Consider the following 12,000-nt stretch of genomic DNA (forward strand, 5'->3'; position numbering starts at 1 on the left):
ATAGAGAATGCTCATGCCGAGCACACCAAAAACCCCTACCGATTAAGGTAGGGGTTTAGGTCTTGCTAGGACGTTTTGTTACAAAATGGGATTAGTCGAGCTTGAGCTCACGAAGAGGAATGACTCTCTTGAGGCTGGGCTCTTCTTTGCCCATGATGCCCTGCTCGGCCATCTTACGACGCATGAAAGCAATCTGAGTCTTCAGAGGCAGATCTTTCGGGCAGAAGTCGTGGCAAGCCAGGAGGGACATACAGCCGAAAACTCCGCTTTCAGTACCGAGGATTTCGTAGTAGTCGGCATCATTACGGTGATCGCGCGGATCCAGACGGAAACGAGAGATCTTGTTGATAGCGACAGCACCGACGAAGTCAGGACGCATACGGAAGTTACCGCAGGAAGCTACGCAGCAGCCGCATTCAACGCAGCGGTCAAGCAGGTAGATTTCTTCGGCCAGATGCGGATCCATCGGGGTTTCAATCTTAGACAGATTGACATTGTCATCGTTAAGGTGGCACCAGGACTGGATACGTTCGGACATACCGCGCATCCACTTACCTGTGTTGACAGACAAGTCACCGATGAGTTCGAAGCCGGGAAGCGGAGCCAGAGTGAAGTGATCCGGAAGATCTCTTGTCAGGCAGCGGCAGGCCAGAGTCGGTTTACCGTTAACGAGCATTGCGCAGGAACCGCAAATACCGGCACGGCAAACGAAGTCGAACTGGAGGGAAGGATCCTGTGTGTCTCTCAATTCATTCAAGAGAATGTAGAGAGTCATAGAGTCCGTTTCGGAAACGGAGTAAGTCTGCAGGTGAGGAACGCTATCCGGATCAGCCGGGTTGTAACGAAGAATGCTTACCTGGAGCATGCGATGAGCTTTCGCCTGCTGGGGAACTGCATCTTCTTTTTTCTCTTCAGCAGCAGCCATCTGTTGTGTTGTATCAGCCATTTAATTTCAACTCCAAAGATTAAGACAGGGGTTCGTCAATACGTTCGTTCTTGCCGCGGAGATCTTCGGGCAGAAGCTGCAGGTACGGCATCAGTGCATTCTGGACAGCGAAGCGGTCTGCGCCTTCGGATTCCAGTTTGGCACGGATTTCGTCGACTTGTTTCTGACGAACAGGTGTTTCGGGGTTGTCAATGTAGTTCTTAGCACCGTAACCACGCCAGCCCGGAGGAAGTTCCATCTTGGAGATGTCGAGGTCTTGGTAAGTAATTGTCGGAAGAGTGTCGGATTCGTTCTTCCATGTGCTGAGTGTACGTTTGCACCATTCAGCGTCGTTACGAACAGGGTAGTCAACACGGAAGTGAGCACCGCGGGATTCTGTACGAAGAGAAGCACCGAGAGCCATACCGAGGGCGACGCGGAGCATCTTCTGTGTTCTGTAAGCATAAACAAGCTCAGGGTTGGCACCCGGCTGGTTCTTAACAGCAACGTTGAAGCTCTTCTTGTAGAGGTCTTCGAGTTCTTCGACAGCTTCCTTGAGTTTTTCGCCTTCGCGGAAAATACCGACCTTAGTCGTCATGATTTCCTGCATGCGAGTGCGGATCTCAGCCATGTTTTCTTTGCCGTTGTTCTTAACGAAGGCGTCCAGCTTGGACTGTTCGCGCTTGATGAAGTCGTAAACAACGCGGGTCGGAATGTCGATGGCGTTTTCAGGCTTGTCGCAGAAGTCAGCGATTGTTTCGCCGATGATCATACCGGCAACAACGGTTTCAGCAACGGAGTTACCGCCGAGACGGTTAAAGCCGTGCATATCCCAGCAAGCAGCTTCACCGGCAGCGAACAGGCCCTTCAGAGTCTGAGATTCGCCGTTCGGGTTGGTGCGGACACCGCCCATGGTGTAGTGCTGAGCCGGACGAACCGGGATCCAATCCTTCGTCGGGTCAACGCCGAGGAAGTAATGGCAAATTTCGTAAACTTCACGAAGGTTGTGTTTAATGTGGTTTTCACCGAGCAGCGTGATGTCGAGCCAGAGGTGTTCACCGAAGCGGCTCTTAACGCCCTTGCCCTGAGCAATACGTTCTTCCATACGACGGGAAACGACGTCACGAGAGGCAAGTTCTTTCTTTTCAGGTTCAACGTCCGGCATGAAGCGATGGCCGTCGACGTCGCGAAGCAGACCGCCGTCACCGCGGCAGCCTTCAGTAACCAGAATACCGGCCGGGAAAATACCCGTCGGATGGAACTGAACAGCTTCCAAGTTACCGCACATAGCAACTCCTGTTTCCAGAGCGATAGCGTGGCCGGTACCTTCACAGATTTGAGCGTTTGTAGAAACGCGGAAGATCTTACCTGCACCGCCGGTTGCGATAGCAGTAGCTCGGGCAACGTAACCGATGAGTTCACCAGTGATAAGGTCACGAACGACAGCGCCGTAGCAGCGGGAACCGTCGTGGATCAAAGCGATGGCTTCAACACGTTCGTGAATAGGAATACCGAGAGCGATAGCGCGATCGGAAACAGCGTTCAGCATAGCGTGGCCGGTACCGTCGGAAACGAAGCAGGTTCTCCATTTCTTTGTACCGCCGAAGTCACGCTGACCGATCAGGCCGGCTGCTTCTTTACGTTCGGTAATAGTAACTTTTTCGCCGTTGATAATAACCTGACGGTCACCCGGAGTGATACGGCTCCAGGGCACGCCCCAAGCAGCCAGTTCACGGACAGCTTTAGGAGCAGTATTAACGAACATACGAACGACTTCCTGGTCTGCACCCCAGTCGGAACCGCGAACGGTGTCGCCGAAGTGGACATCCTCATTGTCGCCGACGCCCTTAATCACATTGGCCAGAGAAGCCTGCATACCGCCCTGAGCGGCTTTGGAGTGGGAACGTTTAGGGGGAACTAGAGAGAGGATGATGGAATCATGTCCGCGGCGTTTGGCACCGACGGCCATACGCAGACCGGCAAGACCTGCGCCGATGACCAGTACATCCGTATAAATAACTTTCATTTAGTAGATCTCCTTGATCCAAGTTAACCGAAAAGACGGGTGGCACCTTTCGGCAGCATGGGGTAAAAAACCAACAAATTCAGGTGCGAATAATTTCTCTGTCAAATCCGCTACCTATTAGGGTTGACCATGAAAAACAATTGCACCTAAAACTGTTGAGCTGAAATTTAGAACAACTTCGGACAAAAGACAATGGATTTAAAGAGGTCAAAAACAAAACTAAGTAGTTTCACTTAATGAAAAATTGAAAAAAAGGATGAATTTTGTCTTTTTCTTACCCTTCCAACCTATAGTGAATTGGTCTTAATTTGTTGGTTTAATGGAATAAAATACCCTTTTTGCAATTTACTGTTTTTTTCAATTTGTACGATTAACATGGAATATCCAAAGTTGTATAGGTGTTTTCACCAATATGACGATAATTTTGAGCTGTCTCTTTCTTACAACAACCTTAAGGAATCATCTGAATTTTCACGACTCTAGTTCGTGTCTTTCTTAAATTGTAAAAACGGTAACACAGTAATTTTATTCACCCTCCCTATTTTCCGCCCCATTTTGGTTTTCTTTTTTTATGTTTTTTTATTTGCCCTGCGAACTAATTTTTCAGTCAAAATGGGCATTTCTAAGGGAAACCTCCTAATTTGTTTCGCCAATCACTTAAGGGTTTTTCCATAATTTGGCTCAAAGTGAGTTCTGCTGGGGGTTTACGCTATTGTCCCTTTCTTTGCTTTGTTTCAATATAGCGACCAAGACGAAAGTTCAATGAAATTTAATTAAGGGAAATGAAAAATGTCTAAGTACACAAACGGCGCTTTACAGGTTTTAGAAACTGCCGATAAAGACATTAATCAGACTTTTGGATATACCGAAGAAACGAATGAATGTGTTTTCTGCTCCACGCGGAGAGAAAGCGGCTGGGTCACGGTTGAAAAGAGCGGAATCATTTCCAAGATTGGTGAGGGCATCGCTGCTACGCTGGGTATTGCAGCCGGTTATCTTCTTCGGGACTTGATCGTAGACCAAGCAGTTTTTCAGGTTAAAGAAGCACAATTAAATCGCATCGGTAAAACAGAAGTCAGAATGAAGGATGCGGCCGGCTCTATTTTCTGGGCTAGACTGACATCTAAAGGCGAAAATCGTCTTCTCATTGAAGACATCGATATCGAAAAGAATTTTGAATTAGACGGTAAAGACCTTATCGAAGAACAGGAAAGAGAATTCAGTCGCTTCGGTATGACACCCTCCTTTCAATAGTCATTAACAACAAAAAAGCGGCCGCAAGGCCGTTTTTTTGTTGTCTCAAAATGGAAGGATTTCCCTTTGTCCGCTAATGGATAAACCGTCAGAAGTAATTTTCAAGATTCTTCAGCTTTGACGTCCATCCGATTAGCGACTTAGAAAGCCGGAACAACGGCTCCGTTATATTTGTCCCCAATAAACTTCTTAACTTCGGGCGAATGAAGAGAGCTCATCAATTCCTTAATAGCTGGTTTGTTTTCATCCCCTGCTCTCACTGCCACAACATTTGCATAAGGAGAATCTTTGGCTTCAATGGCAATCGCGTCTTTTGTGGGGTTCAACTTAGCGCCGAGGGCGTAATTAGAATTGATAACGGCCGCATCTAGATCGTCCAAAGCTCTAGGCAGTGTTGCTGCTTCCACTTCGACGATACGGATTCTCTTCGGATTATCGGTGATATCCAGAGGAGTTCCGTTCACACCGACTCCGTCTTTCATTTTGATCAGGCCGGCAGCAGCAAGAACCTGAAGCGCTCTTCCGCCGTTTGTCGGATCATTAGGAATGGCGACAGAGGCACCTTTTTTCAGATCAGTCAAGTTCTTTACTTTCTTGGAGTAAACGCCCATCGGTTCAATATGAACCGCTCCTGCAGACACCAGATTTAAGCGATGGTCTTTCGAGAAAGCTTCTAAATAAGGCAGATGCTGGAAGAAGTTGGCATCCAGATCTTTGTCAGAAAGCGCCAGGTTCGGCTGAACATAATCAGAGAACTCAATAATCTTAAGGTCAATGCCCTTTTTAGCGAGTTCGGGCTGGACCACTTTCAGAATATCAGCGTGCGGAACCGGAGAAGCTCCGATCTTTAAGGTCTCAGCGGCGTTTGCAGTACCGAAAAAGCAGAGAGCGGCGCTGAGTGCAGCAGTAATCAAAAAATTGCGTTTATTCATGGGGCGTCCTAATGTTAGAAGGATGGAATCAAAGATCCTTTGTAGTGCTCAAGTATGAATTGTTTTACTTCCGGTGTGTGAAGTGCGTTGTTCAATTCAACAAGTTCTGGGCGATTGTCTCCGGTACGGATAGCAACCATGTTTGCATACGGAGAATCTTTACTTTCAATGAGTAAGGAGTCTTTGACGGGATTAAGGCCGGCCGGCAGCGCGTAGGTCTGATTAATAACGGCTGCGCGAGCATCGTCAAGTGTTCTCGGAAGCGTCGCAGCCTCGACTTCTACGATTCTTAATCTCAACGGATTATCAATGATGTCCTCAACTGTTGCTGCATGCCCGACACCCTCTTTTAGTTTTAAAAGACCTGCTCCGGCAAGCAGCTGCAGTGCTCTGCCGCCGTTCGTCGGATCGTTAGGGATCGTGATGGTGTCGCCCTTCTTTAATTCCTTAACGTCTTTGATCTTTTTAGAGTAAAGAGCGATAGGTGCAATAAAAATGCCAGGCAAAGCCGTCAGCTTAAGACCTCTGTCCTGGCAGAACTTATCCATGAAAGGCTTGTGTTGGAAAAGATTTGCATCAATTTCTTTATCCGCCAAAGCTAGATTCGGCTGAATATAGTCGGTAAATTCGATGATCTTGAGATTGATGCCTTTTTTGGCAAGGGCAGGTTTTACGAACTCAAGAATATCTCCTGTTACAAGGGGAGAAGCTCCGACTTTGAGGGTTACGGGTTCTGCTGCAAATGCAGGAAGCAAAGTAGAAACAATTGCTCCGGCGGCTAAGCCTTTAATTAACTGGCGGCGTTGCATAAAGAATCTCCTAAGGATCAGAAAAATAGTCGTTTCGAAAATTACAACATAAAAATCTTAGCTAAAAAAGCTTAGGCAAGCCGATTTAAAGATAAGAATTTTCAAAACGCCTTCTGAGATCCAGATTCACCCCTGCGAATAAGAATTCATTTTTTAATGAATATCTCAATTAAATAAATAGGTTAAGGATTGTTTTGCATAGGAACAGACGAATTCCTTCCTATGGCAAAGAAAAGGCTTACAGCTAGAAATAAGCAGGCCATTAAAAATTATTTTTCTATTTATATCTAACTTTTTTGTTAGAAAATTAAATTTGATTTAACAATAAGAAGAAATACGAAAACAATTAAATCCTGTTTAAGGCAACTATCAATAGTAATAATAATTAATTTATTTTAACGGTCAAATATTTAAAAGAGATATAAATAAGATTAAAAGGTATATTTAAATTCACAATTACCTAATTATTTGTATTATTCATTTTCTTCATTAGATTATAATAATCTTAAAAAAAATATACGAGACCTCATTCCTTTTTTACGTTTTTATTTGTTTATACAAAGGGGTATGAGTATTTTTGTATAACAGGGTAACCTAAGATACCACCCTCTCAATCCTCTCGCATTTACTGTATAAATCATCTATACAGTTATATTGACAGTACATCATACTGTATGAATGACGAAGCCTTTAAGTATCTACTTAACTATTTGTAAATTAACGATTTTTATTGTGAACAAATCTTCTTTCAGATAAAGACCTAATCTAATTTAACCTATTGAAACATTCTCTAATAGATTGTTTATACAGTAAATAAATCAACCTGTTTCGAGTTTTTATCGCTCGTAAAAAGTCTTTATAAACTCATCTATCCATCTGTTTATACGAAGAAATTGTCTATTTCTATATATTCACAACGCTCTGTTGACAACTTTCCGGTAACTTCTTCCCAAGCTCTCTGATGTACACCTCGGCCTTCCCTCCTGCTGTACAAATTAAATTTTCAATCTCTATGGTAGAGAATCAGGAAATTAATGTATTTATAGTCTTCAGATTATCAAAGAAAGTTATGAGAAAAAGCCTGCCCTGCTCTACTCGAAACGAAGTTAAATAATAGATAGAAAGAATTTATCTTGTCTAACTTGTTTTTACATTTAAATAATTTAAATGTTTTGTTCAAACGATATACCGAAAACTTTTTTAATGTTGTTATGATTATTCTGTGAAAAATTTAAATTTAATACTTCTGGATATTTATATTTATTTTAGTTTTCAATTTTGATGACAATCAAAACAAACTTACTTTATTTAATATACACTTCCCTGCCCTAACATATGAGTACACTTTGATGCCATCGATAAATCTTCGAGTTTTCAAAGAAGTTTGTAATCTCACTTTCAGAGCATTAACTTGGTATTGTTTCTATAGGTACATGCTTTCTCTCTTTTTCAAAGGTTTGTTCTTTCTTCAAAAAAGATTACGTACTACAACTTCAACTTGTCTTATTTCTATTAATCCGCTTTCGTCACCAAAGAATTAGGATTACTTCTGATATTTGTTTTTAAGAAATCTTCTTTTCCTTGATCCCCTTCCGGAGCTTTCTCGCTTTCACCTTTAAGCAAGAATCTAATTCTGAGTTCGTATTTAGATTGGCCCCAAAATTCTTCGATTCAAGTTAAAAAATAAGCCCCGTCACTCAGGACGAGGCTCAAATACGTTTTGGTTAACTTAGCGCATCAAATACGGTAGTAAATAAAGCAGCGTGGCAACAATGCTCAATCCTCCTACGAGGAACCACCAAAGATGATATTCGCGGTCCATGCTCCTCTTTTCTTCCGGTGTCGGGATTTCATCAACGCCGGAAGCTTTTTCATCCAACTTAAAAGATGCGCCGGCTCCGTAATACTTAGAGCAGCACCAGTAAATAGCAATTCCGAGGAGACACCATATAACGCCGGTGTAAAAAGCCTCATTACTCAGCTCAGTCATCATATATAAGTAAATTAAAGCGCTGACCGGAGCACCGACCATGATCAATGGAGCTTTATACGAACGTTTTAATTCAGGATGCTTTTTCCGCAAACCCCAAGCTGCCAGTATTCCGAGAACGTAGTAGAAAAGATCTGCGAATAAGGAAAGTTCTGCAATGTAAAGCAATGAGTTAGTTGCAATCAGAGCAACGGTCAATACACCCAGCGTTATTACCGCAACGTAAGGTGTCTGATAACGGCGGCTGACCTTTGCAAAAATCTTGGGCATTGCGCCGTCTCTAGCCATCGTAAAGAGATAACGCGGTGTTGTTGAAATAGAGGCGTTTAACGTTGAGAAATCACCGCCGAAAGCAATGCCGGCCGCAAGCAAGGCAAGAGGGAATCCTAGGATGCCGGCTGCCTTCATTGCTTCCGCATAAGGAGCTTCAGCCGTTGCCAGAGATGCTAATTTCTCTACCGGTGTAATACCGATTAGATACCACTGGAACAATGCGTTCACACAGAAAACGACGAACGGAGCCAAGAACATGGCACGAGGAATATTGATTTTCGGGAAACGAATCTCCTCTCCCATCGCCACACAGGCTTCAAAGCCTGCAAAGCACCACCAGATCATGCACACGGCGCCGATAAACGTAAAGTCTTTGTCCTTTGCGATGAATTCCGGCGACTTTACAAAATTCGGCAGTTCAATATTCGGGATCATTGTCAGGAACCAAATAGCAGCAACGCCCCAGAAAAAGAACATAAAGCCGTTTTGCAGCCGGCCCGTTAACCTAACACCGAAGACATTGGCAATAATGAAAACGATCGTGACGATCAACGCCACCGCGACATCAGACAATGGAATTTGCCATCCGAAAGCAAGACAAAGTGTTTTGAAGTAATAACTAAAGGCCAGCGCCTCACCGCCGGTAACCGCAACGAGCGAAATAATGAAATTCCAACCGGCCAAAACGCCTACCGCCTTCCCTAGTCCAAGCGAGGCAAATTGGTAGGTTCCGCCCGCATATGGAAGTGCAGCCCCCATTTCTGCGTAAAGAAGAGCAGGATAAATGCTTACCAATAGCGCCAATAAGGTGGCGAAGATTACCTCGATACCGAGGTTTCCGACTACATTGGATCCGGTTGTAAAAAGACCGACACCGATCACAGAACCGGCGGTAATGGTCACCGCTTCCCGCATGCCAAAACTTCGTTTGAGGCAACTGGGGCCGGCTGAATTCGATAGATTCTCTTGCGACATTGAAATCTCCTGAAAGATTCTTTTTCTTCAATATAGGACGGAGATTTCGTGAATAACGAATCTTGTAGTTCGATTTCCTAGCTAATGACCGCTATATAGCCTTCCTTCGGACAAACCAAAGACTAACGAGAATAATTATTTTGATTCCGGAAAATTATAGATTTTCGGGATTAGAATTCGAATCTTCTAGAAATAAAGAGAATATTTTTCGTCTGGCAGTTTTTGGACAAAAAAATACCTTCTTCAGCTCTCTCTTTCTGAAGAAGGCACAGTCCAAAACAGACTGTTTATATCTAACAACCAATCAGGAGATGTCCGTCGGACCTTGGTTACGTCCGACATGGTTATTGTGCCTAAGTACCGCAGTTGATACAATGACAAAAATTTAGTGTTATTGATGACAAAAAAGGCAATTTACAGAAATATTACAAATTGTCCTTAATTTTATTTGTTTATATTCAAATAAATAAGCGTATTTATAATGTTCTAATTGCCAATCCTGTTAGTTACAAAAACACACAAACTACAACCTGGATTTCAGCTGAAAGGATGAACTGTGAGTACTGTTTCCGACCTTGATACCTGGCGTCTTTTCTTTAAGATCGTTTCCCGTGGTTCCATTGCCAAAGTTTCGGAAGAGATCGGCGTGGAAGCCTCTTCCATTTCCCGACGTATTAATAAGCTCGAAAAAGACCTAGGCGTAGAACTTTTCCGGAGAAAAGGTAAACAGCTAGTGCTCACAAGTGCCGGATCTGTGGCCTATTCCCGCATGAGACGTATCGTTTTTGATGCGGCCTCTTTGTTCAAAGACCTTCAGGTTGCTCGAGATAACGACAGGGACTTGATCACCATCGCATGCCCGATCGGTCTTTCTGAGATCATTATGCCGATCGCAATTTCTAAGTACCTGGAATTCAATCCGGATGTTTCAGTGTCTATGAGGTCATTAAGTTACGTTGAGCTGATGACTTCTGACGCCATTACCAGCTATGACGTCATGCTCTCGGTGACGCCTCTGAATATTCCGACGCGCGATTCTAAGTTGATTGCCGGCATTTCCTTCATGCTCGCGGCCACCCCACAGTATTTAAACTCGCTGAAATATCCGATTCGCTCTCCTCGCGATCTTTCGGAGCACCCTATTTTTTCTTTCTTTTCCAGAAACCGCGAAAGGAATATGGTTTTAAGAAAAGGAAGCGACTATTTCCCGCTGCACTTCCATGCTCATATGCGTTTGAATAATCCGGGCGGTATTAAGCAGGTTGTTATGCGTTCAAAAGGCATCGGAGCGTATTGTCCTGTCTATTACTATTTAGACGAACTGGCCAACGGAACCGTTTGCGAAGTCTTGCCGGAATGGAAATTTCCTGTTCAGCAAATCTATATCAGCAGAAAAGACCGAGACAGAGTTGCGGTCAATCGCTTTGTCCATTGGCTTATTGACTACTTTGAACATTGTCCCGGACTGGTACCTCCCAGTTATGAAGGTCTTTGGGTCGGAGATTTTGTCGATGGGGTCCCTGTATGACCAAGGTTCAATACAGCTTTGCCCAGCTTGGCGAGTCGGAAATCTTTGAACCTTATCTTTCCTCAGAGCTTAAAAAGAATTCCGATTTATGGAAGCCTACCGAGTTCGAGCTCCCGTTAAATGATCCCGGACTTGCTGCAGCATTCCTGACGCTAATACAGCCGGATGCAGTTTTCTATGTTCCTCGATTCTCGGGCAGGTCTTTCGAATCAAAAAGCGCAAATTATTTAGCGGCTCTTTCTCAGGCCTTAGAGACAAAGGAGGCACTTTTGGTCAGCTGGCTGCAGCCGGAAGAAAGTATTCCGCCTTTCATCAGCTGTGAACATCTACTTATTAGATTGCCTGAAGTTTTCTATTGTTCAAGCACAAAAAACTTAATTACCGATTGGATAGACAAAATTTTGTCCCGCAAACGGATAACCGTCTCAGGAAATAAACCGCTTCGCCTTATCGGGCGTCATCTTTTGGTTCAGATGACGGTCGCTGCCGCTCTTAAATGTCTGGCAAACCCGGGTTTTGATGGTGTTTATAAATTAGCGGCCAACGGAGAAACCTCTCTATTCGAGCTCGTTAGCTTTATTCACTCGACATTGGCTCGCCTCCTGCCCAACCATAAGTTAGCAAAACTCAGTTTTGCCGAAGAAGAGCCGGTTCCGCTTTCGGAAGAATTTGATACTTCCTTTATGGAAAATTTCAATGTGATTTTGCCTGGCTGGCGCACGGGCGTTGAAGAGACAATCGTTGCCTTTTTAGTTCATCGAAAACTCTTTTGAGAACTTGTGTATCAGGAAGCATTCTTTTCGCCTTCTTCTAATAATTGGAGAAGGCTAAGAAATAGTTAGTCAAAAATCTAAATCCTAACTCGGAAAATTTCCCATCACTGAACCGTTTTTGGAACGTAATCGAGCAGGGTTTCACTGATTTTCAGCGAACACCCTCTCACACCACTGCCCACCCGGTCTGGTAAGCCAGGTTACTCTGTTTTTTTAGCGGTTTCTCAACATGTTAACCCCTAAAACAACCCAACCACGACCATCCCCTGCCTTTGAGGAAGTCAGTTGTCAGGGCTTCGACTTGTTTTGCAGTCTTACCCGACGACAATTGCCTGAAACCGTTCCTGTTCGCAAGGTCTATGGTTTGCCTCGGGCTTCCTTCAGCCGGAACCTCGCGGTTCAGGTCTTGCCTCTGGCTATGTGCTTGGCGCCACCGCCTGCACTTCGGGACTTCCACCCTGTAGAGTTCGCTCATGCCGAGCGCAATCGAGTAGGGGAAGCTTTCACCTACCCCT

9 protein-coding genes are annotated in these 12,000 nt (G+C 44.4%); 4 read left to right on the plus strand and 5 right to left on the minus strand.

The annotated features are described in order from the left end of the window. Positions 1 to 91: 91 nt before the first annotated feature. On the minus strand, positions 92 to 946 hold the full coding sequence (locus tag HMPREF9439_RS08270) for a fumarate reductase iron-sulfur subunit (protein ID WP_008864509.1): 855 nt from the start codon (positions 944 to 946) through the stop codon (positions 92 to 94). 19 nt (positions 947 to 965) lie between these two features. Beyond that, the gene (locus HMPREF9439_RS08275) at positions 966 to 2,951 is read right to left on the minus strand and encodes a fumarate reductase flavoprotein subunit (protein ID WP_008811317.1); all 1,986 of its coding nucleotides are present in this window, start codon (positions 2,949 to 2,951) and stop codon (positions 966 to 968) included. Positions 2,952 to 3,740: 789 nt separating this feature from the next. Between HMPREF9439_RS08275 and HMPREF9439_RS08280 the strand changes: the two genes are divergently transcribed. Further along, positions 3,741 to 4,205 (plus strand): hypothetical protein, encoded by a 465-nt coding sequence (locus HMPREF9439_RS08280; protein WP_008864510.1) that lies wholly within the window; start codon positions 3,741 to 3,743, stop codon positions 4,203 to 4,205. Between the two features lie 140 nt (positions 4,206 to 4,345). Here the strand turns inward: HMPREF9439_RS08280 and HMPREF9439_RS08285 are convergent, their stop codons facing one another. The 3 genes from HMPREF9439_RS08285 to HMPREF9439_RS08295 all read right to left on the minus strand — a co-directional run bounded on the left by HMPREF9439_RS08285 (position 4,346) and on the right by HMPREF9439_RS08295 (position 9,184). Then, positions 4,346 to 5,137: a MetQ/NlpA family ABC transporter substrate-binding protein gene (locus HMPREF9439_RS08285; RefSeq protein ID WP_008811314.1), complete on the minus strand. Its 792-nt coding sequence runs from the start codon at positions 5,135 to 5,137 to the stop codon at positions 4,346 to 4,348. Positions 5,138 to 5,151: 14 nt separating this feature from the next. Then, on the minus strand, positions 5,152 to 5,946 hold the full coding sequence (locus HMPREF9439_RS08290; RefSeq protein ID WP_008811313.1) for a MetQ/NlpA family ABC transporter substrate-binding protein: 795 nt from the start codon (positions 5,944 to 5,946) through the stop codon (positions 5,152 to 5,154). A 1,729-nt stretch (positions 5,947 to 7,675) separates the two neighbouring features. Then, entirely contained in the window at positions 7,676 to 9,184 is a 1,509-nt protein-coding gene (locus HMPREF9439_RS08295; RefSeq protein ID WP_021867638.1) for an APC family permease, read from the minus strand. 556 nt (positions 9,185 to 9,740) lie between these two features. On the opposite strand from HMPREF9439_RS08295, the gene HMPREF9439_RS08300 reads away from it, so the two are divergent. The 3 genes from HMPREF9439_RS08300 to HMPREF9439_RS13350 all read left to right on the plus strand — a co-directional run. Next, positions 9,741 to 10,712 (plus strand): LysR family transcriptional regulator, encoded by a 972-nt coding sequence (locus HMPREF9439_RS08300; protein WP_008811311.1) that lies wholly within the window; start codon positions 9,741 to 9,743, stop codon positions 10,710 to 10,712. Beyond that, the gene (locus HMPREF9439_RS08305; protein ID WP_008864513.1) at positions 10,709 to 11,485 is read left to right on the plus strand and encodes a Rossmann-fold NAD(P)-binding domain-containing protein; all 777 of its coding nucleotides are present in this window, start codon (positions 10,709 to 10,711) and stop codon (positions 11,483 to 11,485) included. The genes HMPREF9439_RS08300 and HMPREF9439_RS08305 overlap by 4 nt, the downstream gene beginning before the upstream one ends. Positions 11,486 to 11,813: 328 nt before the next feature. Continuing rightward, a partial coding sequence (locus HMPREF9439_RS13350; RefSeq protein ID WP_217176402.1) for a hypothetical protein occupies positions 11,814 to 12,000 on the plus strand: 187 nt, incomplete at its 3' end.

Origin of the sequence: Parasutterella excrementihominis YIT 11859 (assembly GCF_000205025.1) — a bacterium.
Taxonomy (GTDB): domain Bacteria; phylum Pseudomonadota; class Gammaproteobacteria; order Burkholderiales; family Burkholderiaceae_F; genus Parasutterella; species Parasutterella excrementihominis.